23 protein-coding genes are annotated in these 25748 nt (G+C 45.4%); 6 read left to right on the top strand and 17 right to left on the bottom strand.

What is annotated here, in order from left to right:
• Genes KFE98_17350 through KFE98_17340 form a run of 3 tightly spaced genes read right to left on the bottom strand, consistent with a single transcriptional unit; the run spans window position 1 to window position 1512 of the window.
• Complete coding sequence (locus KFE98_17350) at window positions 1–369, bottom strand: DoxX family protein (GenBank protein UTW61755.1); 369 nt, start codon at window positions 367–369, stop codon at window positions 1–3.
• A gap of 12 nt (window positions 370–381) precedes the next feature.
• Window positions 382–1011 (bottom strand): NAD(P)H-dependent oxidoreductase, encoded by a 630-nt coding sequence (locus KFE98_17345; protein ID UTW61754.1) that lies wholly within the window; start codon window positions 1009–1011, stop codon window positions 382–384.
• A gap of 54 nt (window positions 1012–1065) precedes the next feature.
• Entirely contained in the window at window positions 1066–1512 is a 447-nt protein-coding gene (locus KFE98_17340; GenBank protein ID UTW61753.1) for a MarR family transcriptional regulator, read from the bottom strand.
• 179 nt (window positions 1513–1691) lie between these two features.
• Between KFE98_17340 and KFE98_17335 the strand changes: the two genes are divergently transcribed.
• Window positions 1692–2477, top strand: coding sequence for a T9SS type A sorting domain-containing protein (locus KFE98_17335; protein UTW61752.1), 786 nt, complete (start codon window positions 1692–1694; stop codon window positions 2475–2477).
• Window positions 2478–2570: 93 nt separating this feature from the next.
• Here the strand turns inward: KFE98_17335 and KFE98_17330 are convergent, their stop codons facing one another.
• On the bottom strand, window positions 2571–4304 hold the full coding sequence (locus KFE98_17330; protein UTW61751.1) for a T9SS type A sorting domain-containing protein: 1734 nt from the start codon (window positions 4302–4304) through the stop codon (window positions 2571–2573).
• 328 nt (window positions 4305–4632) lie between these two features.
• Between KFE98_17330 and KFE98_17325 the strand changes: the two genes are divergently transcribed.
• Window positions 4633–5157: a hypothetical protein gene (locus tag KFE98_17325; protein ID UTW61750.1), complete on the top strand. Its 525-nt coding sequence runs from the start codon at window positions 4633–4635 to the stop codon at window positions 5155–5157.
• A gap of 9 nt (window positions 5158–5166) precedes the next feature.
• Here KFE98_17325 and KFE98_17320 read toward each other — a convergent pair whose 3' ends face one another.
• From KFE98_17320 to KFE98_17275, 10 genes are all read right to left on the bottom strand, one after another.
• Window positions 5167–5859 carry a hypothetical protein gene (locus KFE98_17320; protein ID UTW61749.1) on the bottom strand — a complete coding sequence of 231 codons (693 nt, stop codon included), beginning with the start codon at window positions 5857–5859 and terminating at the stop codon, window positions 5167–5169.
• Window positions 5796–8447, bottom strand: coding sequence for a hypothetical protein (locus KFE98_17315; protein UTW61748.1), 2652 nt, complete (start codon window positions 8445–8447; stop codon window positions 5796–5798). Before KFE98_17315 ends, KFE98_17320 begins: the two co-directional genes overlap by 64 nt.
• A 92-nt stretch (window positions 8448–8539) precedes the next feature.
• Window positions 8540–9823 carry a T9SS type A sorting domain-containing protein gene (locus KFE98_17310; protein UTW61747.1) on the bottom strand — a complete coding sequence of 428 codons (1284 nt, stop codon included), beginning with the start codon at window positions 9821–9823 and terminating at the stop codon, window positions 8540–8542.
• A gap of 214 nt (window positions 9824–10037) precedes the next feature.
• Window positions 10038–11420 carry a dipeptidase gene (locus tag KFE98_17305; GenBank protein UTW61746.1) on the bottom strand — a complete coding sequence of 461 codons (1383 nt, stop codon included), beginning with the start codon at window positions 11418–11420 and terminating at the stop codon, window positions 10038–10040.
• 213 nt (window positions 11421–11633) lie between these two features.
• Window positions 11634–12653 carry a hypothetical protein gene (locus KFE98_17300; protein UTW61745.1) on the bottom strand — a complete coding sequence of 340 codons (1020 nt, stop codon included), beginning with the start codon at window positions 12651–12653 and terminating at the stop codon, window positions 11634–11636.
• Window positions 12654–12679: 26 nt separating this feature from the next.
• Entirely contained in the window at window positions 12680–13324 is a 645-nt protein-coding gene (locus KFE98_17295) for a hypothetical protein (GenBank protein ID UTW61744.1), read from the bottom strand.
• 72 nt (window positions 13325–13396) lie between these two features.
• On the bottom strand, window positions 13397–14047 hold the full coding sequence (locus KFE98_17290) for a protein RhiA (GenBank protein ID UTW64740.1): 651 nt from the start codon (window positions 14045–14047) through the stop codon (window positions 13397–13399).
• 196 nt (window positions 14048–14243) lie between these two features.
• Window positions 14244–14468, bottom strand: coding sequence for a hypothetical protein (locus KFE98_17285; protein ID UTW61743.1), 225 nt, complete (start codon window positions 14466–14468; stop codon window positions 14244–14246).
• Between the two features lie 123 nt (window positions 14469–14591).
• Window positions 14592–15431 (bottom strand): helix-turn-helix domain-containing protein, encoded by an 840-nt coding sequence (locus KFE98_17280; protein ID UTW61742.1) that lies wholly within the window; start codon window positions 15429–15431, stop codon window positions 14592–14594.
• Between the two features lie 376 nt (window positions 15432–15807).
• The gene (locus KFE98_17275) at window positions 15808–16746 is read right to left on the bottom strand and encodes a LysR family transcriptional regulator (protein UTW61741.1); all 939 of its coding nucleotides are present in this window, start codon (window positions 16744–16746) and stop codon (window positions 15808–15810) included.
• A gap of 105 nt (window positions 16747–16851) precedes the next feature.
• On the opposite strand from KFE98_17275, the gene katG reads away from it, so the two are divergent.
• The 3 genes from katG (at window position 16852) to KFE98_17260 (ending at window position 21035) form a co-directional block, all read left to right on the top strand.
• Window positions 16852–19128, top strand: a complete 2277-nt coding sequence (gene katG / locus KFE98_17270) for a catalase/peroxidase HPI (protein ID UTW61740.1) — start codon at window positions 16852–16854, stop codon at window positions 19126–19128.
• A 254-nt stretch (window positions 19129–19382) separates the two neighbouring features.
• Window positions 19383–19760, top strand: coding sequence for a hypothetical protein (locus KFE98_17265; protein UTW61739.1), 378 nt, complete (start codon window positions 19383–19385; stop codon window positions 19758–19760).
• A gap of 339 nt (window positions 19761–20099) precedes the next feature.
• Window positions 20100–21035 (top strand): response regulator transcription factor, encoded by a 936-nt coding sequence (locus KFE98_17260; protein ID UTW64739.1) that lies wholly within the window; start codon window positions 20100–20102, stop codon window positions 21033–21035.
• 8 nt (window positions 21036–21043) lie between these two features.
• Here KFE98_17260 and KFE98_17255 read toward each other — a convergent pair whose 3' ends face one another.
• Complete coding sequence (locus tag KFE98_17255) at window positions 21044–21748, bottom strand: response regulator transcription factor (GenBank protein ID UTW61738.1); 705 nt, start codon at window positions 21746–21748, stop codon at window positions 21044–21046.
• A 2-nt stretch (window positions 21749–21750) separates the two neighbouring features.
• On the bottom strand, window positions 21751–22767 hold the full coding sequence (locus tag KFE98_17250; GenBank protein UTW61737.1) for a histidine kinase: 1017 nt from the start codon (window positions 22765–22767) through the stop codon (window positions 21751–21753).
• Between the two features lie 192 nt (window positions 22768–22959).
• Between KFE98_17250 and KFE98_17245 the strand changes: the two genes are divergently transcribed.
• Window positions 22960–25329: a TonB-dependent receptor gene (locus tag KFE98_17245; GenBank protein ID UTW61736.1), complete on the top strand. Its 2370-nt coding sequence runs from the start codon at window positions 22960–22962 to the stop codon at window positions 25327–25329.
• Between the two features lie 59 nt (window positions 25330–25388).
• On the opposite strand, the gene KFE98_17240 is transcribed toward KFE98_17245, so the two are convergent.
• Window positions 25389–25694 carry a DUF1330 domain-containing protein gene (locus tag KFE98_17240; protein ID UTW61735.1) on the bottom strand — a complete coding sequence of 102 codons (306 nt, stop codon included), beginning with the start codon at window positions 25692–25694 and terminating at the stop codon, window positions 25389–25391.
• Window positions 25695–25748 lie beyond the last annotated feature (54 nt).

Raw genomic sequence — 25748 nt, 5'->3', positions numbered from 1 at the left:
TTAGGCCTTTTGAGCTTCCAATTTGCGGTACAAAAAGTAGGAGCTTGAGGATAATATCAAAGCAATTAGAGCTCCCCAAAATTGCCCATCGCCTACACTAAGGTGAGCCAATCCGGCCAGCAAGAAGTTAAACGTATAACCTGCATAGGCCCATTCCTTAAGTCGTGGAGAAATATTAGTCCAAATGGCAATTACTCCTAAGACTTTAGCGGCACCTAATGGATAGATAATGTAAGTCGGGAAGCCCAGAGCGTTGAACATTTCCTGAGCTACATCATAGGTAAAAACATATTGAGCAGCTCCAGCCAACATGGACAGGCTAAAAAGTACAGTGACTATTCGATAAACAAGTAGAGTATTGATTTTCATGATTAATGGGTTTTAAGAATTAGAAATTTCAAGAACAAAATCATCGCGGTGTTTCCGCACCTTAGGCAGGCTGGCCATCATTTCTTCTTCCGACCGGTAACCAATAGGGAGAATGACCACGGGCAGCAAATTTTTCGAATCAAGACCGAGCATTTTTTGATACGACTCCGGATTAAATCCTTCCATGGCACAGGAATCGATTTTCAATTCAGCTGCTACCGTCATCACAGTACCCAAGGCGATATAGGCCTGCTTAGTCGCCCAGCTTAGCTTAACTTCTTCCGACATACTACCGAGGTAGTGACTGATTGAGTTTTTGTAACCTTCAAGAGCCGATGCAGGCAGATTTCGAAGTTCCATGGCTCGTTTGATGTAAGCATCCACATCTTTCTGGCCTAAGTCCGTTTCCACGGCAAAGACCAATATGTGGGAAGCATCGGCAACGTGTTGCTGGTTGTAGGATTCAGGGACCAGATTGCGCTGTAATTCCGGGTCACTCACCACCACAATTTTAAAGGGTTGCAGCCCCATAGAGGTAGCGGTTAAGTTTCCAGCTTCTAATAGAAGCTCCAAGTCCTCTGCACTCACCTTTTTGGAGGTATCGTATTTTCTAACGGCGGCTCTCCATTTCAAAGAGTCCATTGCATTAATTTTCCTTGTCATTATATTACATGTTAAATATTTGGGTAAATTTTTTTATTCTCTCATTCGATCCAAAATATCAGAAACCGTTTTGGCTTCTTCATCGGTCATACTTTTCATAAAGCCCAGGTAACAATCATGGTCGGCTTCGTCAATTTCCTTTAATAGCGCCTGGCCCTTGTCGCTTATACGCAGATATACTATCCGTCGATCTTCCGCACTCCTCTCTCGTTCCACAAAACCCTTGTCCAACAGCTTATCAGACAAGCGAGTGGTATTTGGCGTTTTGTCAATCATTCTTTCCTTAATCGTATTCATGCTGAGCCAATCTCCTGCTCCACGAAGGATCCTGAGCACGTTAAACTGCTGAAAGGAAATGCCGTAAGGTTTTAAAAAGATCACCACGTTGTTTTGAAACCAGTTGCTGGTATAAACCAGGTTGGCGATAAACCGCTGTTTCTCGTTTACGAACTTGTTATTTACCTCTTCGTCTATGCGCATGGCCATCTGATTCGAGGCAAAAGTAACACTTTATTTTACATGTAAATTAATTTAATGGTAATTCAACCAAACTTTCTTCTCTGTTGCTGCTTGTCCAGCTGATCTACCGCCCAGTAAATAGAAGCTCTATTTACCCAACTATCAACCCCTTAGCTTCCTTTTAAGCGCTAAACACCCCTATGAAAAAACTACTCACCTTAGGCATGATTGGCCTAACGATGAGCCTATCCGCTCAGATTAACTACGTAGATATTCAGCCCGACTATCATCAAAACTTTTCCGCCGACAAATCCTTCGATCTAGATCAGGATGGGTCCAATGATCTCACCTTTTCCCTTACTATTCTCGATCCTCAATGGGACGTTTGGCTAACCTACAGCACTATGGGAGATTTGGAAATTTGCACAGATCCGAATGATTATGGCTTTATGCGTCAATTCACAGATTCGGTATTTCTGGATACCAGCCTGGAATGGAAATCAGGTAACGATCTGGCGATGGCCTACCTCACAACGGGAGCTCCTGAAGGACGATGGCCGGGTGTAGAGGACAAATACCTGGCTTTTCGACTCAAGACCAATGGAGAATGGCTCTATGGTTGGATGCGATTATCCATGCACCCCAAGGTCAACTCAATTACGATAAAAGACTATGCCTATGAGGCCAGCCCCAACGAAGGCATTCGTACAGGACAAACAAAGGTGGATGTACGTCCTACCTACCTGGAAGAATCGCTTCCTCCCTCCTCGCCTTTTCACCTAAGACGAACTGGGACTTTCTACCACGTTTCTTCCAATCATGCAGAGTTTACCGCTACCCTACTTTCCCTCAATGGGCAGGTGATGCTGGAAAAATCCAGCGCTACGCGGCTTTTGGAATTCAACTCCGAGTCGCTGCCCTCAGGCATTTATTTGCTTCGCCTGTCTGGTAAATCCCGATCGGAGGTGCTACGGCTCGCCTTTTAGCTCGCACTAAAAACCATAAAAGAAAAGAGGCCCTACCTGGTGGAGGCCTCTTTTCGTTCCTAATAGAGCTGCATCAACAGCACTTATGAGAAACTAATGCTCGATTTGAACCTTTTGGGTATAATTGGTTTTCTGTCCTCTTACAGTAAGCAGGTAAATACCAGCCGGAAAAGAATGCGTGGCTAATTCCAGTTTTTGTTCTCCCGGAGCAATTTCTATCGGATCGATAGACAGTACCTCACGTCCGTCCAGGCTGACCAACTGAATAGAAACCAAATCCTCATTTTGTGCCATTATTTGAACATCCAGCTGATCATCGGCAGGATTTGGGAACACATGAATATCCTGGATTGGAGTTGGGACTTCCTCAGTAGATGTGGATTGTTCAGAATCTTGATTGCTGGTTTGATCAGGGGCTAATCCGGCAGGTTCTTCACCAGCACTGGTTCCGGAGGTATGGCAGTTTACGGTAGCGCAAACTTGTCGTTGACAGCACTCACCTGTAAACGGATCGGGAGCAGCGAAAATGGTGGTTAAGCAAATCAACTCAACCCCATCGATATAGACATCCACTTCCTTACCTGAAGCTGTTCTTCCATTTCCTAACTCCCAGAAATAACCTGCTATGGGCTGAGTAAATGAGCTTACATCTGCTTTAAGCCTAACGCGACATGGACTATCCCCATCACACAGAGATTCCCAGGTAAATTCTACATCCGCTTCGCAGGGTTCGCAATCGTCCGTTGTAATCTCTTTGGTGATTTGCTGAGTACAGCAGTTTTCTCCATCATAGATGGTTACTTCGTGGGTCACCGTATAGCTTCCAGCAAAGGGTCCATATTGATGAGAAGGATCTTCCTCCGTAGAGGTAGTACCATCACCAAAATCCCAAAAGTGCCCGATTACCTGACCTCCGTTTGGCTCTGGAGTAATGTCATTGAAGTGAACCATACATCCATTGATCGAATGCCTAAAGTTGGCCTCGGTGTCGCATGGATCCTGATCTGCTTTACTGCAGTAGAAGAAGTTGTCAAACGCTACTCCTACTCTTTTATTCGTATCTCCTACGTAGGAAATTTTGATAAAATCAATAGGCTGACCGTTGGTTTCAAATTCCCAATAAGTGGCTCGACCATCACCTGCATCGTAGGAAGTGCCTCCAGGAAGGGCATTGTAAATAACGGCACCAGTTGGAAGGGTTGGACAATTGGTACAGTTATTCCAATCATCTGATACTACATAAATGGCATCCTCGGGCACGCCATTAGAACCGGCTACAAACCACTCGATTTTCCAAGCCTCCTGTCGATTGTGTCCACCCGTAACAGCTCCATCGATATCATAAAAATACCCGGAAGCTTGGGTGCATAAAATCTGACTCATGTAGTAGTCGATGATAAGATCCAATGATCCACCTTGCATAGGTCCGCGTATTTTTTCGGTCAACATCCAGCAGCCCGGATCATATCCTGCTGGTACGTCAAAGGGAAAATCATCGGTAGTGGGCTGACCGTGGCCATCGCAATTGGTGGGCAAGGCGCTGTTAATGGTAAAGGCCTTAGCCGTTGTATTGGGGCCAGGCGTATAAGGAGCTCCTCCCACTTTGGCATCTCTGGCCCAAAAATAACTTCCACCTGATTCGAAGTAGAACTTAACACCGTAGTTGGTTTCAAAATAACCATGATTGGTAGGGTTTCCATCTCCAGCAGGAAAATATCCGCCACCTAAATTCCCAGGTTCAAAATCAATGTAATTGGTATGGGTCTGTGCGATTCCCAGGTTTACCATTCCAAGGAGAATGGCCAAATAATAAAATTTTAGCTTCATGTTTATTGGGTTTCTGTGCCTACTCTATAGTCCGGATTTTCGGCTACCTCCATAATTAGTTGGAGGTAAAATTCCTGCTCTTGAACAGGGTTTCCAATGGACTATGTATAATTGAAGAGCTTCAATAAATAGGAGCCGGAAATAGCCGAATAAGTGATGGGATGAAATTTTCTCGATTCCACCCCTTCTTGCAGTTCTCAATTCAAGAATTTTCTACTCTGTAGACAATTGGCACGAAAACAAAATTTACAATCAACTAAAAATCAAATAATTACATAAATGGCATTTGACTGGATATAGGGCTAATAAATCTTAATCTAAAAAAGTCATGTACTCCGTTTTTACCCAAATCCTAATTCTCTCAAGTGTTCTTCTTCTCAACCTTTGTTCACCATCCCACGCTCATGCAGGTACACCCGAAACTTCAACGGGCACTTTCATTCTCAAAGGGGTGCTATTCGAAAATTCCAAGCACTTAAGAAACACGGAAGTTGATATTCTTGAAAACGGAAGACTGATTGAAACCATCGCTCTAAATGGCAGTCACCTGACCTTGAAGTTGGATTTGAACAAGGTTTATAAGGTTAGATTTCGCAAGCAGGGTCATTTGAGCAAAACGATTGAAGTAAATACGCACGTTGATTCTGATGCTAACCCAGGAGATGCCAAATTCAAATACAACTTTGAAATGGATCTCCCCACTATGAACCATCCGGTAATGAACAGTTTTCAGGCTGAATACCTTAAACCTTATGTCACCATTACCTACAATCAAAAACGAAAAGTATTTGATTTCGAAATTGATAGAGAATTGGCTAAATGGTTTAGAAGCGTACGTCAGGCTAAGAGTTAATTCAGATTGCTAAGGCGTTTGAGGCAGCACTTCTGTAGGCCAGGTACCATCATGGATTCGAAGAATGTCTCGCTTAATGTCCCCTACTCCAAATTTATCGAACCACAAATCGTTGGTCATTTTGGGGCCATAAGTAGAGAACTTAAAGAGAACTCGTTTTTTACCTGTGCCTTGTGGAAAGGGAATAACAATTGTTTTCCAATCCCCTGTTTTAGGTACAAAACGCTTTTCGGTAGCTTCTGCAGTATAAAGATGCGAACCTCTCTTTCCCCATAGCAAATGCCAATGGCGACCATCATCTAAACTGTATTGCAGGTCGAAAGTGTCTCGGTAGCCCGGATTTCGCTCCTTTTTCCTGGCATAAGCATAGTCGAAGGTTAGGTAGGGATCTTTTTGCTGACTCATATCAAGAATCGGAGGCTCCAGTTCATCTAAAGCGGACCATTCAACAGGCTCTTCGAAATTCCGGGAAACTAAAACGGACTCATTCAGATGGACATCTGCTACAAATTCATCAGAACTCGTATCAATGCGATTCACCTTAGCCTGCTCCCAGCCATCCACTCCAGCCGGGTTGCATATTTTCCAATGCCTCCACAATTCCATCAGACTTTCAAAATCGAAGTACACTGGAGCTTTTAGCGTTTCTCGGTCCAGCTCGGGAGCCTTTCTTCTAAGCACTCCTCCTCCATAGGTGCCCACGTATAAGGTCTCACTATTCTCCTTGAACTGAACAACAGAGCATTCCAACTTTCCCATCCCCCCACTATGGGCTCCCACTTGACCGAATTTGCTGTAAAGTCTTGGGTCAAAAACACACCGAAATAACAGGCAATGACCACCTCTTTGGAATTTTTGGGGTTTCTGGCGATGTTGTAAATAGGCTGGTCGGGAAGGTTACCGGTTTTCTTGGTCCACTTGCTTCCCCCATCAAGAGTTTGCCAGATTCCTCCTCCTTTAAATCCGGAAAAACAAGCTACCAGGGTATCTTCTGATCCCCAGGCCTGAAGGTCTGACATCCAAATATCCCTATTCTTCAGTGGTGTTGACTCCAAAACCTTGCTATTCAATTTTCTAAAAACGACTTTGTCTTTGTGGGCATTGCTCATGCGGTAAATCCTTCCTCCATCCCGGGTTCCTATAAACCAGGTAGAACTCCCCTTTTTGGAATATGGAGAAGCATATAAAACGCATACCCCTCCTTTGTTCCCTTTGGGTAATGGAATCGCATCGGTTTTGCGGTTAGAAGGACTCGTTACATAGCGGGTTCGGTGTATTCGCTTGTCGTGGTCAGGGTTTAGGAAAATGTTTTCACGACTATCGTATCCAGCCGTATTGATCAACCTTACGTCCTCTGGTTTCGATAGTGAATACCGGTAGATTCGGGCACCATACTTATCGTACCTGGCCAAGCGACAAGAACCATAGTTTTCACAATGAATCTCGTTTTCAGGTTCATCCTGATCAATGGCCACAAAGGCGCCATCACCCCCATAAACCCTTTTTCCCGGGCTGCCATTAGTGAATTGATGAACACCTAGATCCTGTGCACCCCCGATGAAGTATTCCTTATCCGGGTGTAAAGAAGTGTAGTAAAATTCGGTAACCGTGAAATCTTTATTGGCCTTAACCATGGATACAGCCTTTCCCTGGGTTCGTCCATCTTTGGTATAGTACACGCCTCCATCATTTACAAAGAGAATGGTGTCGGGATTATTGGGATGAAAATACAGGTTGTGTTGGTCGGCATAAATGAACGGGTAATGTTGTCGTTTGCTTCCATAATACCGGGCAAACCAATCCCAGGAATTACCACCATCGGAACTTCTAATCCAATCCGTAGTTCCTAAATAGACTACATTCTCATCCTTGGGATGCACCCGAGCTGTGAAATTGTGCCAAGCCTGATCACAATGAGAAAAGATTCGCTCTCCAGAGTTTCGCGCATTTGGGAATCGTTTGTAGGTCCAGGTTTTTCCAGCATCAACGGTTTTAAAAACCCCGGGAACAAAATTCATTTCTGGGCTGATCACCTTTCCATTACGCACTTGCTCCGGAAAAATGCTGTCTACAAAGGCATAAATCACCTTAGGATTCGTAGGAGCTACCGCAATTTCCATTCGCTCATAGGTTCGCCACTTGGCAAATCCGTTGCTTTCGGTGCAGAGGGTATCAAAGTCCGAACGTCCGCCGGGGCGATTGTTTTTGGCACGATACACCCCTTTGCCCCAACGCGAAATGTACATGTTTCCATGGCTATCAAATTCGATATCATCCACGTACTCTTCCATCACCAATTTCCAGGTCACTCCTTTATCGGTGGATCGATAGAGCCAACTGTTCTCCATCGTGGATAGATAAATGTCACCATTAAGCGGATGGACTACCATGTGGAAGGCCTGTTTCAAGGCCTTATACTTACTTGCCTGGGCCACCATTTTCCAACTGAGGCCACCATTATCTGATCGCCAAAACCCATGCCCATAAGGGTCATCTCGTCCGGCACATACGTAGAAGGTTTGTTTGTTTCTCGGATCAAAGGCGATGTCACTCAATTTCATATCCTCCAAAAATTCAGGCACCTGAACCCAGGAAGATTTAGCATCAAACACATTTTCATTTTTCCAAAGGCCACCGCCCGAGGCTACGGCCCATACTTTGTGCCCTTTTGGATCATTTGGATCAAACATGGCTGCATAGGTTCGCCCTCCTGCCTCCGTAGGCCCAACCGTTTCCCAATACGTAGGTGGTTTACACTTTTCACGGGCTCCTTCTCTTTGTTCTTTTATCCATTTCTCCATCCTCTCCTGAGCCCTTTCCCACGCTTCAATTTGCTTTCGGTAATCCGTGTAACCTCCTCGGTCATCGTTAAAAAGAACACTTTCATCATCCTCATGTTCATCAGGCCTATAGCCGGGAAACGGCCGACAAATGCCGCCCAACTGAATGTACTCAGCTAACCATCTAAGATCCGGCCGATCGCGATGCGAGGAATCTATTTCCGGAAAATCATTCAGGCTCATTCCCGGAGGTAAAATCAATTCTTCTCCCTCATTAAGAAGGCCTTTAACCAATTGTTTGATTGTGGGTTGTTCACCCGCTTCAACCGGAATAGCTGCGACTTCTATTCCCTCCTCTTCTTCATGGCAGGACGTCAGCAGTAGCGGAATAAAGCCGAAAAGCAAAAAAGAAAGCCAAAGAAGGCTATAATCGCGAATAAAATTGAAGCGTGAAATACGAACAGCCTGGGATCGTACATTTCTTAAAGTTGGGTTGAAAGAAAAATGCATCCCCTAAAATAAGGAGATACATCTCTCATTGTCAAGCCCAAAGGCACGCCTTTCGACCTATGGACTTCCTTTTAAGTTCTCCTCCGCCCTTCCTAACGGATGACCCATTTAATCGAATGGGAGCCTTGCTCGTGGGATATTTGGAGGAAATAAATCCCGGGTTCATAGTTGGCTTGAATTTCACGTTCTCCCTCATGAAGTCTTAATTGGCCTACCCTTTCTCCCAGATTATTAAGAACCTTAATGTCCACCCATCCTGACCATTCAGTCGGAATTTCTACCCTATTTCCAACGGGTGTTGGATTAGGGAAAAGCTTAAGCTCAAATTCCTCCTTTTGTACATCGGTTGTGGAGGTAGTTAGATCAACCTTACCGGAACGCAATACTTCACCAGATCCAGAAACGACGTAGAAACGATCGCTGGTAAACTTGGCTTTTTGCAACTGAAAATGAGCCGGCATGTTATCTACTCTTTTCCAGGTTGTGCCACCATCTGTGGTATAGGCAATTACCGGTTGCGATCGGCCGGAATACTCATTCCCGACAGCCACACCATACTTTTCATTGGCAAATTCTATTCCCATAAAATAAGCGTTGGAATCGGTGTGTACTTCGGTCCAGGTGTGTCCTGAATCATGGGTAGCCCAAATGATTCCATCCATGGTGGACATAAAACCACGTTGGATATCATGAAAATAGGCCGCGGTAAAACTCATGGAATCCACCGCCGTACACTCCTGCCAAGATTGCCCACCATCGATGGTTCGGAAAAGCAGGCTGTGTCCAAACAGAAAGGACCCGGTGTAGCCTTGTTGCGGACTCAAAAATTGGGCAAACTCAATGGGTTGATCAGGTAGATTTCCTTTTACATGAGCCCAAGACACTCCACCATCCGTCGTTTCATACATACACCCGGAGGTAAAGGCATCACGTCCCCATCCAAACATGTAGGCATGTTGCTCATCAAAAAATTCAATTTGGTTGATTCCGGTAAAATTGGAATCGAGGTCACACCACATCCACTCCCAATTGTGGCCCGCATCGGAGGTGCGCAACACACAGGAAAAGGTATTAACTGAACCAATGACGGCATGGTTTTGATCCGAAAATTGAATGGATCGCAGTAAAGGGCCGTTACCCACCTGAAGTGTGTCCCAGGATCGACCATCATCGAACGAGCGCAGAATGTGGGGTGTAAAAGTGCTTATATCAGGGCCAACCGCAATAAGGGTATCGCCTGAAGCGTCCATGTCGCGCAGGGTTACATTTCGGTATTGATCAGTGAGTAATTCCCACTGATCAATTTGAGCTAAACTCCTCAAAGGAAAAGCTCCTAAAAAGATTAGGATGAAAGAAATAAATACGGTCTTTTTCATTGCTGTTACATTTTCCATCAAAATTCGCAAAGGCAACAAAGCCATTGATTTTGAATAGGATAAACGCAGCACTTGACTCGGTTAATGGAAAAATCAACCGAATGATTCAAGGAAAAAACCGCTTGTATAATCCTCCCCTTTTCAGATTTGAGAAATCCCAGGTCTTAATGAAATCTTAAAAGAATTTTGAGCCCTTTTAAGGGTCTGTTAGGAATTACTCTCCGGCAAAAAACTCGTAGAAGTAAGGAATCGTCTCAATCCCTTTCAGGTAGTTGAAAACGCCGTAATGCTCATTGGGTGAATGAATGGCATCACTGTCCAAACCAAAGCCCATCAGAATAGACTTTGACTTCAATTCCTTTTCAAACAAAGCCACAATTGGAATACTACCTCCAGAACGAACGGGAATCGGTTTCTTACCAAAAGTTACCTCATAGGCCTTACTCGCCGACTGATAAGCATGATCGTTGGTATGGGTTACATAGCCCTCTCCACCATGGTGAGCAGTCACTTTAACCTTCACGCTCTTAGGGGCGATGGCTTTGAAATGCTTTTCAAACAATTCAGAAATCTCATTGGGCTCCTGATTAGGTACCAAACGCATGGATATTTTAGCATAGGCTTTAGAAGCAATAACCGTTTTGGCTCCTTCTCCGGTATAACCACCCCAAATTCCATTTACATCCAAGGTAGGACGGATGGAATTACGCTCCATCGTGGTGTAGCCTGTTTCTCCATGAACGTCGTCAATATCCAGTGCCGCTTTGTAATCGTCCAGGCTAAAGGGCGCTTTGGCCATCTCAGCACGTTCTTCCTGACTCAATTCTTCCACTTTATCGTAAAAACCAGGAATGGTAATATGATTGTTTTCATCCTGAAGAGAGGCAATCATCTTGGTTAGAATGTTGATGGGATTTGCTACTGCTCCTCCGTACAATCCTGAGTGTAGGTCTCGGTTTGGACCCGTTACTTCTACTTCCATGTAGGCCAATCCGCGGAGACCTGTGGTAATAGAAGGAATATCATTGGCCAGCATACCGGTATCGGAAATAAGAATAACATCACATTCCAACTTTTCGTGGTTGCGCTTAACGTACCATTCCAGGTTAGCAGATCCCACTTCCTCTTCCCCTTCAATCATAAACTTGATGTTGCAAGGCAAACTTCCCTCCTGCATCATGATTTCAAAGGCTTTAACGTGCATGTACATCTGTCCCTTATCATCGCAAGCACCACGAGCAAAAATGGCTCCTTCCGGGTGAATATCCGTTTTCTTAATCACCGGTTCAAAGGGTCCTGAATCCCACAATTCCAAGGGATCGGCAGGTTGTACATCGTAGTGACCATAAACAAGTACAGTTGGTTTTGAAGGATCAATGATCTTATCACCATAAACCACTGGGTACCCGGGAGTTTCACATACTTCAACGTTGTCTGCTCCAGCCTCAGTCAATCGTCGGGCTACTTCATCGGCTGTTTTAAAAACATCGTCTTTATAGGCCGGATCCGCACTAATGGATGGGATACGTAAAAGGTCAAAAAGTTCGTCAAGGTAGCGCTGTTTGTTGGCTTCTATAATGGATTTGTATTTAGACATGGAATGTGTTTTTCAAGAATGGCGATGAAATTAGCGCATTTTGACCAGATGAGCAGGGATAGCGGTTAAAACTATTCAACCCCATTCTCCCCAATATGGACCACCGAAAAACAAAAATGAGGGCGCGCTTGCAACCCTCATCCCTCCGCCTATGGAGTGATCACCCACCTGTTCTGCAGTGACCAGGTGGGGCAGGAATTCGCATCAAAAGAGTTAAGCCCATTTCATGGTGTACAATTCGGAGATGTTTTTGCTTCGCGTTTCCACTCCCCCATACTTTCCGGTTTCAGAAGGTACGGCCTTGTTGATACTTGGCAGAGACGCCGCGGTTCCAGCAGGAATTTCACCACTGTCGTCATAGTCCAAAGAGTGGGTATGCTCTTTTACCTGATCTTCCTGAACGGTACCTACATTATCTCCTTTTACAGAGCCATCTCCGAGGGCCGTTCGATCGTTGGCTGCATTGGGATCCACTCCTGCACCATTGTCCCAGGCACGGCTGAAATAACCACTCATATCGGGCAGCATGGACAGACCGTTGGAACCTGTGCCAAATTTTCCATCCAAAAATGAGCTTAATCGGGTGTAAGACGAGGAAAGTTCTGCGGTTGGCTGACATAAGGAAAGTTCTCCCGAAGGTGGGTTTTCGGTGGACATGTATTGTTTCCGCTCACCAATAGTTCCCTCCACCACGCAGGGAAGCGTTTCTAAAGCAACTTCGCCCACATTGGCGTATACTTTATGAATGTAGATGGTTAAACTCGCCGTTGAGCTTTGAAGGGATAGAGACAGATGATTGGTGGATGAGCCCACATCCAACCCTATTTCCATATTCACTGTTTTTCCTGCCGGTATCACCTCGGTCAATGAACTGGTATTATCCCCATCAGTCAGTAAAAAGGTAACGGTTCCATCGGATTCACCCGGGATATTCACTACAGCACAAGCACTAACCCGATTTCCCGGTACTACTTGGGTGTATCTGGGAAATTCGTTGATGGACTGCGAGAAGGTCATCAAATCGTCTCCTTTGCTTTTTACGATAATGCAGGAATTGGTTCCCGGGTCAAAACTTATCTGTCCATCAGATCCACTATCCTCATAAAGCCATCCATCGGGATGATTGTAAGTAACAGCAGTGTCAACGACTTTGTTGCTGTAGTTCACAAAATTGTAATTGTACACCAGGTTTCTTTGCTGCATGGCGTACAAAAGGTTGTCTTGATCACTCATTTTTGTTTTCGTTTAAGGGGTTATTATCAGGAGTTGAGCACCCATTCATTGCTCTCGTTTATCGTGGCCATTAAAGAGCTAACATTCAAAGGATACTGAACAGCAATTGAATTAGAAATTTCACCCAAATTCAGAACTTCGCTCTCCCAAACTTTAGATTGAGAAGCGGCTAACCACAGGTCCAAATTGGATGGAAATGTTTGCATGGTATTGGCATAGGCCGGTTGCACCAAGGCCGCCGATCCAGACATGCCTATACCCGTTGAAAAATGGGCATTAGGAACTTTGTCCCCCGTATAGATGGCTAGATCAGTTGAACCTTCCTCCGGTGACGCATTGGACAGCTGAGGTACATTTTCTTCGATATTAAACAAAGCCCGATTGTTCGTTGGAACCTGAGCGGGTATCCCGCCTCCAGCCATGGGAAGAGTTCCGGCGTCCAGGTTTTCAGAATACAACCAATGAAAAGACTCCGTTTCGGTAAAGGAGAAGTTGTAGAAAGATTGAGGAGCAATTTCAAAAGGACTGGCTTTCCAAACCAGGGAATAGTAATTTCCTTCGGATTGATCTACCATGCGATAATACAGGTAAAAGTACCAGCTGATGGCCGACGCGTTGGTGCACCTCAATCGGTAGGTCGTAGCTGTAGATTCTGTGTTGGATTGTTCCATGTGGGGCAATCAAAAAAGGGGAAACGAGCCTCAGGGAGACTCGCCCCTTATCAAAGAGAGATAAACTAAACTCTACTCGTTTTCAATGGTCCAAAGGTTATCTGAACCCAAAGTGGCTTTGATGGAATAAACATTCGGCTCAAACTTAAAGCTCGCCGCCTGGTTTACCGTTTGTGCCAATACCACACCCATCTGCATTTCAGTCGCCGCAGCTACCCAGTACTCGGGCTCAGGAGTATACACTTGAGTCGTGTTGGCGTAAGCCTGTTGCACAAAAGTTCCATAACCTGACATACCGATACCGGTACTGAAAACGTCGTTTGGAACGTTACCTGCTTCATTAATGGTCAAGCTACCTGCTTGTCCTCCTTCAACAGGAGTACTGAGTTGTGGTGCATTGTTATCCAGGCTAAAAGTGGTCATATTCTCTCCTGCCAAGTCGCAAGGAACCGTACCACCGGCATCAAAGGTTACCCCTGGAGTAACTGTTCCCGTATTACCCCAGACGAAGCTGTAGTCAATGGTCCAGTTAAAACGGATAGAAGATCCTACAGAAATTTTGTAGGGAGAAGCAAACCACGCCAGCGAAAAAATATCCGATGGTTGTTGGGGCATTGTTTGATACACATAGAATACCCAGTCTGTAGTCGAGTTATTGACACAGTTGACCGAATACGAAGTTCCTGTAGCCTCAGCCAATGAAGCCGAAGTGGAAAAATTCATTGTTAAATGACTCATAATTAGTTATTGTTTAAAATTGACTCCTACTCATCAGGCTTTTCGGAAACCGCCTCCACCCTTTTACTCCTGTGGCTGGGAGTAATTAATTATTCTTCTCCAATCGACCCGATCTATAGGGAGTTAGCCAAGCGCTATGGGCATGGTCGAACTTAAGAGTGCAGAATGATTAACCGAATTTTTATTGCTGGACCTGGTAGGTGATGTTTGCCGCTGCAGCCGTTAAAGTGTAGGCCGTGTTTTGAGCCAAAGTGATCTTCTTAGGCAGATAAGTCAGACTAATGTAAGTTCCATTCAAATCTGGAAAATCAGCAATGGTATCTGTTTGAGGGGCAGTGATGGTCAATATGGCTCCTTTGGCATACGGACCTAAGGCTACTGCGGTGTTTGCGTTTAAAACTGGCATAATGGGTGAATTTTTGTTTTCCTACTCATAAGGCTTTTCGGATTCCGCCTGTCGCTATTCGTTTAACGTTAATGGAATACCAAAGTTGATCTCCTTCCCCTGGAATTCCTTGTATCAGATTGACTAATTCATCGGGTTATTTTTATTTAGAGACTCTCGAAGCCATTTTAAAGATTGTTGATGCGGTTTGTTCTTTCTATACTCGGTAGGACTGAGCCCCAAGGTTTCGCGCAAAGCTCTGCACAAATGAGCCTGATCAAAGAAACCAGCCCGGTAGGCCACCTCGGTAACGGACAAAGACTCATTGTTAAGCGACTCCATAGCGATCAGTAGTTTGAGGTAAAAAACCAACTTCATAGGAGGAACACCAAAACACTTTTTGAGCTTTCTGCCCAATTGAGACCGGCTCAACCGCAATTGATCCGCCAATTCATGGTAACTCAGATACACTTTGTTGGTGTCGCTTAAATAGGTTTGAAAAAAGGCCGATATGATCGAATCCTGCTGAATCCAATCCAGGGTCGATTTTTTCATTTGATCATTGAGTGGAAGCTTCCAATGAACCACTTCTGGCTTTAGGGCCTTAGATCGGCGATTGCGGTAGGTTGTTGGGCTGCATCCAAAGGTTTCTTTAAATACCTGCCAGAAGTAGGAATAGCTGCGAAAACCGCTTTGCCAGGCTACATTCTTGATGGGCAGATTTTGAGTGCGAAGCAGGGCTGCTGCATGACGCAACCTAATTTTGGCCAAATAGGTTCGTGGCGTGCATCCTTTTAGTTTCTTGAGATTCTGGGCAAAACAGGTTGCATGGATAGGAATTCCCTGAATAGCGTGCTGAAACTCAAAATGGGGATCCACGGCCTGGCTTTCAATGACCTTACAAAGGTTTTCAATCACCTCTTCATTGGCTCTCGAACAGCAGGTTACCGCTCTCTGCTCAGTTTTGGAACAGGTAGGTAACATGAGCTCATATTTTGAGCGACAACTTAGCCTCGGTTCTACAGGTCATAAGTTTGCGTCTAAGGTTTACATATTGAAATAACTGCCAAGAGCTATTTCGAAAAGCCCGGGTTGAAGTGGCTTTCTATTCCCTACTCTTTTCAAGGATTTTCGAGTTTCTCCTTCAGTCACCTATAGTGATGGCGACTTAAACAAAACTCAAGGGAAGTGAAAAGAAATGATTGTATTAGACGCGCAAATGCATCTGACCTTTTAGGCCACACACCCCGGATAAGGAAACCATTTCAATCCTGCACTTTGGTTGTTGCAAAGGTGTTGACAGGCAGTCTTGTTCCTAATACCCCTTGCCACACTTGATCCATTCTGATGAATCGGGTTTTCACAAGGGCTTAAACAAGTGATGCTCTGCCGACAAAGAAAGTTGGTTTTTCTCCACGGCTTGTTGAATCGCCTTTTGCAATTCCTGGAGCAAACGTTTCTTAACGAAGTGTTTATGGGTGATCAGGCCAATGGAACGAACCGGCGTAGGTAGTTTGAAATCGACCAGGCACTTTTTGTCTTTCGCGGGTAAATCGAGACTAGCAAGAAAAGGGACAATGGTCATCCCCTCATTGGCCTTGGTGAACCTCAGAAGACTATCCATGGAACCCGATTCGAACTCAAAATTTTGTTTACCCGTAGTGTATTGATTGGAAAGCTCACAGATCTGCAACACCTGGGTTCGCAAACAATGCCCTTCCTGTAGTAAAAAGAGTTTGGAGTAATCCAGTTCCTCTATCGAAATGGGTCCATCGAAAGGTTCTTCCCGACAATCGTATATGAGGAAGGGCTCATCGTACAAGGGCAATTCGGTCAAATCAGGATCTTCCAGAGGAATGGCCAAAATACCTATATCCAGCACCCGATTGCGTAATGCCTTTTGGATGTCTGCTGTGGTCATTTCCCGCACAATGAATTCCACTTTAGGAAAGGCCTCAGCAAATGACTTTAGGAAAAGAGGAAGTAAAAATGGAGCAATTGTGGGAATGATACCCATACGTAGTTCGCCGGCCACCTCCCCTTTTAATTCTTGTACAACATTCTTCAGGGAATCAATCTCCTTGAGGATAACCCGAAACTGAATGATCAACTCTTCGCCTTCCTTGGTCAAGGATACGGGTTTGGTTTTCCGGTTAAAGATTTTGATTCCCATTTCATCCTCCAGGCGACCAATCATGGTACTTAAGGTGGATTGAGTAACGAAACAATGCTCGGCCGCCAATTCAAAGTTTTTGAAATCAACTACTGCCAACACGTACTGGAACTGCTGAATATTCATAGCACAAATCTACAACATTGACATTATCAATATTAGCATTGAAAATATAGTTTTTATAAATAAACATTCCCCTCCATCTTTGCTTTCAAATTACTCATTCAGCACATGAAAAGAATCGTATTTACTGCAGCTATACTGGGACTTCTGGTAAGTTGTAATGACCCTAAAAACTCAGAAAACATGGAACACAAAGGTGGATGTCCCTTCGGTTTTGATAAAGGCAAATCCAGCGGACAAATAATCCAGGGAGAAGGAACTACTAACAAGGACTGGTGGCCCAACCGCTTGGACCTAAGTATTCTTCGCCAGCACTCTCAACTCTCTAACCCAATGGGAGACGAGTTTGACTACTCGAAGGCATTCAACAACTTGGATTATGATCAACTCAAAAAAGACATTGACTCCGTTTTGACTGACTCCCAGGAATGGTGGCCAGCCGACTATGGAAACTACGGTCCTCTTTTCATCCGCATGGCCTGGCACAGTGCAGGTACGTATAGAACAGCCGATGGTCGCGGTGGGTCTCGAGCCGGACAGCAGCGCTTTGCTCCGCTCAACAGCTGGCCGGATAACGCCAACCTGGATAAAGCCCGAAGATTGCTTTGGCCGATCAAGCAGAAATACGGCAACCAGATCTCCTGGGCAGACTTGATGATTCTAACCGGAAATGTGGCTTTGGAAAACATGGGCTTTAAAACCCTGGGCTTTGCCGGAGGACGCGCAGATGTATGGGAACCTGAAAGCAATGTGTATTGGGGCTCCGAAAACGAATGGTTGGGCGACAAGCGTTATTCCGGTGATCGTGAATTGGAAAAGCCCCTGGCCGCCGTTCAAATGGGACTTATATACGTGAATCCGGAAGGCCCCAATGGGAACCCTGACCCCGTGGCAGCTGCTATCGACATTCGCGAAACCTTTGGCCGTATGGGTATGAATGACGAAGAAACCGTTGCCTTGATTGCGGGTGGCCACACTTTGGGGAAAACCCACGGAGCAGCTTCTGGCGATCATTTGGGAGCCAATCCCGAATCGGCTGGACTGGAAGAGCAAGGCATGGGCTGGAAGAGTGATTATGGAACCGGAAAAGGAAAAGACGCCATTACCTCGGGTCTGGAAGTGATCTGGACCCCTACTCCTACCCGGTGGAACCACAGCTTTTTGTCTACCCTATTTCATTATGATTGGGAATTGACCGAAAGTCCTGGAGGTGGACACCAATGGGTGGCTAAGGGCGCCGATGCCGTATTTCCAGATGCCTTTGATCCGGACAAAAAACACAAACCCACCATGTTAACCACCGATTTATCCCTTCGATTTGATCCGGTTTATGAAAAGATATCCCGCAGATTTATGGAGAACCCGGAGGAATTTGATGCCGCATTTGCCCGGGCTTGGTTTAAACTTACCCACCGCGATATGGGGCCAAAATCCACCTACTTAGGTCCAGAAGCTCCTACCCAGGACTTTATCTGGCAGGATCCCATTCCTGTTCGTACTTACGAGTTAATTAATGATCAGGACATAACTGCACTAAAGGAAGTCATTCTTCGCTCCGATATTTCTCAACGGGAAATGATAACCACGGCTTGGGCTTCGGCTTCTACCTTCCGCATCTCAGATCGTCGCGGAGGAGCCAATGGTGCCCGTATTCGATTGGAACCCCAGGTAAATTGGGTCTGCAACAATCCCACGGAGCTTAAAAGGGTGTTGGCGGTTTATGAAGAAATTCAACGGGAATTCAATGCGCGGAACTCCAACCGTCAGGTTTCTATGGCTGATCTCATTGTTTTGGGTGGAAATGTGGGAATCGAGTTGGCAGCCCAAAAAGCAGGCTATCCGGTAAGCATGCCCTTTACACCTGGACGAACCGATGCTACCCAAGAACAAACGGACACGGAAAGCATCAATTTGCTGGAGCCGATGGCAGATGGCTTTAGAAACTACCAGGAAACGGAATACACACTAAAGACCGAGCAACTATTGGTGGATAAGGCCCAGTTGCTCACCTTGACGGCACCTGAAATGACCGTATTACTTGGTGGAATGCGCGTATTGGACGCCAACTTCAACGGTTCCAGTCTCGGCGTTTTAACCCGAACTCCAGGAGCATTGACCAATGACTTCTTTAGAAATCTATTGGATATGAATACCCAATGGCGAGCCACATCCGAAAGCAAACTTGAGTTTGAAGGACGAAATCGCAATACAGGAGATTACCAATGGACAGCTACCCGCGCAGATTTGATCTTTGGCTCCAATTCTGAACTGCGCGCCATTGCGGAAGTATATGCCAGCGACGACGCCCGAGAAAAAATGGTGCACGATTTTGTGGATGCCTGGACAAAGGTGATGAACCTCGATCGATTTGATTTGAACGACTAATTGAGTTCACGATAACGGATCTGACTTTTTTAGGGGACCAAGTCAGAAGAGAACGGTTTAAGCTACTTTGCTTAAGCCGTTTTTCTTTTTCCATGCCTGCAATTCAATTAAAATCAAACACTTAAAAAACGCATCACCCAACCGGGTGAGGGATGATTCTGACCAATATCACCCGACTAATCACCCGCATTTCCTGGGTATAGTCTTCATTTTTGGGCCTAATCTTATTCATAAACTATTAAATACTTCAACACATGAAAACATGGACTAAACTGGTCATTCTTGGATTCGCAATGATGACCCTTCCCGCCTTTGTTCAGGCTCAAAATGTAGACGTAGATAATCAAACGCCTTGTGACTTTACCGTAAAGGTGAACGAAACCTTTTCGACCACTGGCTGCCCCATGGGTACCGGTCCGGTGATGAATTGTCCGGCCACAACGCTTACCACTATGGTGGCAGCTCCTCCCTTGGGATATCAGGTAGTAGCCTATGGTGTAAACCCTACTGGAGGTGGCGGTGGTCCGGTTGTGGTCAATCGCCCGGGATGTGGCCCCCGAGTAATCACAGTAGCCGGCTGGTGCGGTGGGGTGACCATTGAATACCGAAACCGATTGCTTGTCATCCGGTAAGTAATTCCGTCAGAAGGGTAAAAAATAGGTCAGATCGAAAAAGGTTTGGCCTATTTTTTTTGTGTATTCCCACCTACCTGGGCATATTATAGTCGTTTGATTAACAACCTTAATATCAACTCTTTGATGTGTAGTATTCGGTTTCTCTTCTCCATTTTTGGCCTGCTCTTTTACCTAAACCTCCCCTTGAATAGCTATGGCTATTCCACTAAACCCAATGATTCTCTAAAAGATTTGCCCTCCTTCCGTTCTGATCATGACTTGGAGGCCTTTTCTCTATGGTTGGCCAAACAACCCCAAGTCGAACGCCTGGATTGGTATACTGCCCTCTCCCATCGAATGGAGGATCATTTTCGAAAGTCCGAGTATTCTTCGGGTCACAAAATCGGCGGAATTCTTCGGCAAATGCACCAGTTGGATGCCCAGAATCTGGAGAAAATGGAACATCAATTGGCGCGGTTTCAATTTACCAAGGCGGTAATGGAGGACAACTTGCGGCTTACGGCAACGAGTACCACTGCTCAATCATCCTTACCTGCTTTTGGATGGGGATTGCTCTGCGGATTAGGTTTAGGCGGCTTACTACTCTGGATAGTAGGCCCGTGGGAAAGACTAACACTACCCACCTGGAATCGCTCATCCATTGCCCATCCTTCCAAACCGAGCCCCACCAACGACCAACGACTTACGGATCGCGAACTGGAGGTTTTACAACTGATGGCCGATGCCAAATCCAACCCGGAAATTGCGGATGCGCTTTTTATTTCCAAGAATACGGCCAAAACCCACGTGGCTAATATTCTGGGTAAACTGGAGGCTGTAAACCGCCAACAAGCCGTGAACAGAGCCCAGGAAATGAACTTGATCATTAAACGCCGCAACGGGAAAACCGTACCTACTTCCTCATTGGGAATGGGCATTGGTATTTTGCTGGCACTCTCCCTTTTGAGTCCCAATGCCCTCGCTCAGGGGCAACTCAAAAACGAGACTGACTGTAGTTTCCTGGTCAAGGTAAACATTCTGGAGGCTGGAGAATGCCGATTAAATGGAGATGGGCCTCTGGTGAAACTACTGCCGCATCAGGTAATAGATTTACCTCCTATTCCCACAGGAAGTCATATTCCGGCCTATGGCATTGAGGAAGTGAACACGATCATAAACGAAGCTCGAATTGCCGGAGATCCATCCTGTAACTTTCGCAGTATTATTGGGTCTTACGGTAGCTGCGCCGTTACTTTAAAATACCATCAAGGCGCCCTGTTGATTACGAATTGAGCAGTTGGTCAATCCTGTAAAAAATCGCGTAACAGATCTTTGTAAGCCCTTCCTATGGGAATAACGTGGCCTCCCTCTAAGTAAATCTGATTTCCAGAGACCTTAGTCACCCTGGCCGCATTCACGAGGTAGGACCGGTGTACCTGAATGAATCCCTCCCCCAGTTTAGAAAGCCAATACTTAAGCGGCTCGCTGCTAAGGTGCTTTTGATCCAGGGTGATTAGTTCTGTGTAATCGGAATCGGATTGAATGAAAAGAATGTTGGAACTCTCTACTCGAATGAGGTCATATCCGGATTTGATGAAAAAACTCTGCTTCATCGCCTCAGGAACAATCTTGGTTCCCGTTTCACTATGCCTGGAGAGTGGCAAGGTTTTGTTTACCGCTTGTACGAAACGGAGGAAGGAGAATGGCTTGAGTAAATAGTCGGCTACGTTGTATTCGTAACTCTCCAAAGCATATTCCGAAAAGGCCGTGGTGAGGATTACCTGGGGTGGATCGCTCAGCGTTTTGAGAAACTCCATTCCCGATAGCTTGGGCAGGTGAATGTCGAGAAAAATCAAGTCTACCGGATGCTGTTGCAGGTAAGGCAAAGCACTCATTGCATCGTTAAATGTTTCCTTTAACTCAAGTGACCCAATATCCTGAATATATTTCTGTAGTATACGCTGAGCCGGTGGCTGATCCTCGATAATAATACACGTTTGAACCATGGCTATAAAGCTTCTAATTGCAAGGTTAAATGTACCCGAAATTGCTCCTGAGAAGAATCAATATCCAAGGTATGCCGATCGGGATAAAGTAAATGTAAGCGCTTTTTCACATTGTGCAATCCAATACCTTGAGACAGGCTATCCGTGTTGGATGTTTGCTGATAGCTATTGGAGCAAGAAAAGCGAAGCTGCCCACCTTCATCAACTTCCACCTGAATATCAATTTCAATGTCCTCCGCCTGGCTTGCTACGCTGTGTTTAAAGGCATTTTCCACAAATACCGATAATAGCAATGGGGCAATTTTAAATGGGCCTGTGTTCAAATGGGCCGAGTAGTTCACCTTTCCCCTTTGCTCAATTTGCAATTCACTAAGTGCCGTAAAATTCTTCAGGTGATCCATTTCCTTGGACAGAGGCACATAATCTTCTTTGCAATCGTAGAGCATGTAACGCAAAACGGAGGACAACTCAAGAATAATACCGGGCGTTTTGGGCGATTGTTCTATGGCATAGGAATACAGATTATTCAAGTGATTGAACAAAAAATGGGGATTGATCTGAGACTTCAGGTACCGCAATTCACTCTCCTTAACCAACCCTTTAAGCTCCTCCAATTCCTGCTGCTTTTGAAGGGCATCAAGAGCCAGCTTGAAGCCCACCATCATAAACAGAATGGGCAAAATGCTGAAGAGCGTAAAGAAAACATTGGATATGTGAGCAGCCCTCTTCCCTCCTACAAACAGAGGTTCGAGCACCATCTCTTCAGCCACATAGAGGATGAGCATCAGAATGGCCAAAAGCCCCCAAAAGAGTCCTAATTTTTTGGTGTAAAAGAACCGGGGAATAAGTACATAGTTGATCACTGCGGCGACCAAGGTGTAGAACAGAAAAAAGGGCAAATCACTAAACTCGATCACCTCATGGCGACCATCCAGCGCAAACACGCCAAAAAGCAAAGCATAGAATAACAGGTGATACACCCAGTACTTCCACTTAGCCCGATTTAATTCCCCCAGCATGAAACAAAATTACAAGGATCTCCCAGCTGGTTTAGCTAATATCCCTGAACGGCATAATTAGCCAGGCAATCAACCTTTTGAGGCCAGCTAACGTCCCTAAGGTGTTCACAGGATTTATTCTGTCGTTTACCGGAAAGAATTTGTTTGGAAATGCCTCCACGGGTCATCTTCGCAAAAAATTACGCTACAAGCATGAAAAGGATTCTTTGGTTCATCTTGGTGGTTATGGCCATTTCTCCGCTCGCCCACGCCCAAAGTGGGTTGAAAATCAGCGGTCGTGTGTTGGAATCTGAATCTAAACAGCCCATCCAATATGCCACTGTATTGATGATTGATACGGCTACCCAAAAGAACATTACCGGCATCACCACCCAGGAAGATGGAACCTTTGAGCTCTTCGCCGAACCCAGAAAGGACTTCGTTATCGAGGTTAGCTTCATTGGCTACCTCAAGTATCGAATTACCGAGTTTACTCCACAGAATGGAGTGATTCAACTGGGAGATGTCCTGCTTTCACCCGACCACAAGGCCTTAAACGAACTGGTAGTGGAAGGCGAAAAATCACAAACGATCTTTAAGCTCGACAAACGGGTATTTAATGTGGGCGCTGATCTGAGCACCACCGGGGCCAGTGCTCTGGAGGTTTTGAATAACGTGCCCTCGGTAACGGTGAACATTGAAGGGCAAGTTAGTCTTCGGGGAAGCGAAGGCGTGCAGATCCTGATTAATGGCAAGCCCTCGGTTATGACCGATGAAGGAAGCAACTTATTGGGAACCATAACTGCTGATATGATTGAACGGGTGGAAGTAATCACCAATCCATCGGCCAAGTATGAAGCGGAAGGCACCTCAGGAATCATCAACATTGTGCTCAAAAAGGAAGAGAAAAAAGGGTTTAACGGGTCCGTTACGCTTAATGCGGGTATGCCCTTGAACAACAGCATAGGAATCAGCTTAAACAAACGCACCGAAAAGTTTAACCTATTTACCCAAATGGGAGCTGGGCGAAGAACCTTTCCAAGAGAACAAACTACAGAAAACCGGGACCTGGTGAACGAAACCACCGTAAGCTCCTTAGGCAAAGCCCATAAGAATGAGACCTTTTACAACCTTATCGTAGGAGCAGATTATCATCTCAATGAGAACAATACCTTCTCCCTATCGGGTAAATATGCCTACGAAATTGAAGATGAAGATGCGGAATACGATTTTCAATCTTACAACATGGGAGTGCAAGACCAGGCTTGGACACGTAACGAAAACACCCATGCTACCAATCCTAAATGGGACTACGAGTTTCAATACGCTCACGATTTTAAGAGTCACAAAGAGCATGATTTGGTATTCAGTGCCTCCGGATTCTTTTTTGGTAAACAAAAGAGTTCCGAGTTTGCCGATCACACCACCTTTGGAGATCGAACCCCATCGGATCAGCATTCGGCCACCGAATTTGAAAATGCCAATTACATCTTCAAGCTGGACTACACCTACCCCTTTGCCGAACGGTTTAAATGGGAATTGGGATCGCAATACCGCCTGGACAACACGGTGAACGATTATCAAATTGGATCCTATCAGGGTGGTGAACTCATTTTGAACCCCAATTTGACCAACCTTTTCCGCTTTCAGCAAAACGTTTTGGGGGTATACTCCACCATGAGCTACGAATACAAAAAATGGGGAGCCAAAGTGGGACTTCGATTGGAAAACACCGACCTGAGTACCACCTTAGAAACCACGAATCAAAACAACACCAGAAACTACACCAACCTCTTTCCCAGTGTACACACCTCTTACAAATTGACCGAGCACTGGTCCTTTCAAGCGGGTTACTCCAAACGAATATTCCGCCCAAGAGCCTGGGATCTGAATCCATTCACCAACATTCGAAACAACTTTAATGTGACGACAGGAAACCCCAATCTTCAACCTGAGTTTACGGATTCCTATGAACTCACGAGTATTTTGGCGACCAAAAAGGCCTCCTTCAATTTTGGGGTGTATTACCGCTATACCCAAGACGTTATTGAACGGGTGACTGCCTTTGAAAACAACGTGAGCGCTACCCTTCCTGTAAACATCGGAACCAACTCCATCACAGGGTTAGAATTTAACGCGAAATACAGCCCCTTCAAGAAAATGGATCTGAGAGCCGATATTAACTGGAACGCCTTTGACCGCAAGGGGGAATACCAAGGCACCTCACTCGACTATAACGGCATCCGATGGACCACCCGGTTGACCACGAAATTCAAACTGCCCTACAAATTTGACTTAGAGCTTACGGGAAATTACCAGTCGCCTTACAACACCATTCAGGGAGAGCGAAAAGACAATTTATTCGCCGATTTGGGTCTTCGTAAAAAGATGATGAAAGGAAAGTTGGTGGCCCACCTGAGCATAAGGGACCTGTTTGCTTCCCGGGTATTTGAAACCGTTACTGAAGAGCCTGGTTTCTATGTATACAACAAAAGGCAATCTGGTCGATTCATAACCTTGGGGGTAAGCTATAGCTTGGGTAAAGGGGAGGCGATGGAATTCTCTGGCCAAAAAAGGTTTTAGCCGACACATTTCATCCTCCCCTTCTTCTTTCTGAGTACCAGCTTTGTTTGTCCTAATCTTTAGGATCCTGGTGGCACAAACTGGTCGCAAATGGCGGCCCAGGCATTGGCTGCAGATTCATGGCGAATAGCGGCTACGGGTTGGTAATCCGGATCGTTGTGCCAGGCTTCAGCAGCGGCTCTATTGGGGAACTCGATCACTACGATAAAATGCTGAGGACTTCCCTCCACTCCATTTACCTCCATATCCACAACAATGGGCTTTCCACCGTGTTTGGCCATGATTGGCATCACCTGAGGTATGTATTCATTTTGATAGCGGTTAGGATCTGTAATCTGGTAATTAGCAATAAAATAAGCAGGCATAAGTTCTTCGATTTTGGGTGCGAAATGCGTAAATTAATGGATTCTTAAACGGAG

It is taken from the genome of bacterium SCSIO 12741, from assembly GCA_024398055.1.
In the GTDB taxonomy this organism is placed as follows: Bacteria; Bacteroidota; Bacteroidia; order Flavobacteriales_G; family Salibacteraceae; genus SCSIO-12741.
Note: the sequence above shows the minus strand (reverse complement) of the source record. Positions and strands in the feature narration are given on the sequence as shown.

Excerpts from the sequence above, each read along its gene's own strand:
- KFE98_17350 (UTW61755.1), bottom strand. The coding sequence starts at position 369 with ATGAAAATCAATACTCTACTTGTTTATCGAATAGTCACTGTACTTTTT.
- KFE98_17255 (UTW61738.1), bottom strand. The coding sequence starts at position 21,748 with ATGGTTCAAACGTGTATTATTATCGAGGATCAGCCACCGGCTCAGCGT.
- KFE98_17305 (UTW61746.1), bottom strand. The coding sequence starts at position 11,420 with ATGTCTAAATACAAATCCATTATAGAAGCCAACAAACAGCGCTACCTT.
- KFE98_17245 (UTW61736.1), top strand. The coding sequence starts at position 22,960 with ATGAAAAGGATTCTTTGGTTCATCTTGGTGGTTATGGCCATTTCTCCG.
- KFE98_17295 (UTW61744.1), bottom strand. The coding sequence starts at position 13,324 with ATGGAACAATCCAACACAGAATCTACAGCTACGACCTACCGATTGAGG.
- KFE98_17280 (UTW61742.1), bottom strand. The coding sequence starts at position 15,431 with ATGTTACCTACCTGTTCCAAAACTGAGCAGAGAGCGGTAACCTGCTGT.
- KFE98_17290 (UTW64740.1), bottom strand. The coding sequence starts at position 14,047 with ATGAATTTTTCCACTTCGGCTTCATTGGCTGAGGCTACAGGAACTTCG.
- KFE98_17325 (UTW61750.1), top strand. The coding sequence starts at position 4,633 with ATGTACTCCGTTTTTACCCAAATCCTAATTCTCTCAAGTGTTCTTCTT.
- KFE98_17335 (UTW61752.1), top strand. The coding sequence starts at position 1,692 with ATGAAAAAACTACTCACCTTAGGCATGATTGGCCTAACGATGAGCCTA.
- KFE98_17250 (UTW61737.1), bottom strand. The coding sequence starts at position 22,767 with ATGCTGGGGGAATTAAATCGGGCTAAGTGGAAGTACTGGGTGTATCAC.
- KFE98_17345 (UTW61754.1), bottom strand. The coding sequence starts at position 1,011 with ATGGACTCTTTGAAATGGAGAGCCGCCGTTAGAAAATACGATACCTCC.
- KFE98_17340 (UTW61753.1), bottom strand. The coding sequence starts at position 1,512 with ATGCGCATAGACGAAGAGGTAAATAACAAGTTCGTAAACGAGAAACAG.
- KFE98_17300 (UTW61745.1), bottom strand. The coding sequence starts at position 12,653 with ATGAGTGATCAAGACAACCTTTTGTACGCCATGCAGCAAAGAAACCTG.
- KFE98_17310 (UTW61747.1), bottom strand. The coding sequence starts at position 9,823 with ATGAAAAAGACCGTATTTATTTCTTTCATCCTAATCTTTTTAGGAGCT.
- KFE98_17240 (UTW61735.1), bottom strand. The coding sequence starts at position 25,694 with ATGCCTGCTTATTTTATTGCTAATTACCAGATTACAGATCCTAACCGC.
- katG (UTW61740.1), top strand. The coding sequence starts at position 16,852 with ATGAAAAGAATCGTATTTACTGCAGCTATACTGGGACTTCTGGTAAGT.
- KFE98_17260 (UTW64739.1), top strand. The coding sequence starts at position 20,100 with ATGGAGGATCATTTTCGAAAGTCCGAGTATTCTTCGGGTCACAAAATC.
- KFE98_17315 (UTW61748.1), bottom strand. The coding sequence starts at position 8,447 with ATGCATTTTTCTTTCAACCCAACTTTAAGAAATGTACGATCCCAGGCT.
- KFE98_17285 (UTW61743.1), bottom strand. The coding sequence starts at position 14,468 with ATGCCAGTTTTAAACGCAAACACCGCAGTAGCCTTAGGTCCGTATGCC.
- KFE98_17275 (UTW61741.1), bottom strand. The coding sequence starts at position 16,746 with ATGAATATTCAGCAGTTCCAGTACGTGTTGGCAGTAGTTGATTTCAAA.
- KFE98_17265 (UTW61739.1), top strand. The coding sequence starts at position 19,383 with ATGAAAACATGGACTAAACTGGTCATTCTTGGATTCGCAATGATGACC.
- KFE98_17330 (UTW61751.1), bottom strand. The coding sequence starts at position 4,304 with ATGAAGCTAAAATTTTATTATTTGGCCATTCTCCTTGGAATGGTAAAC.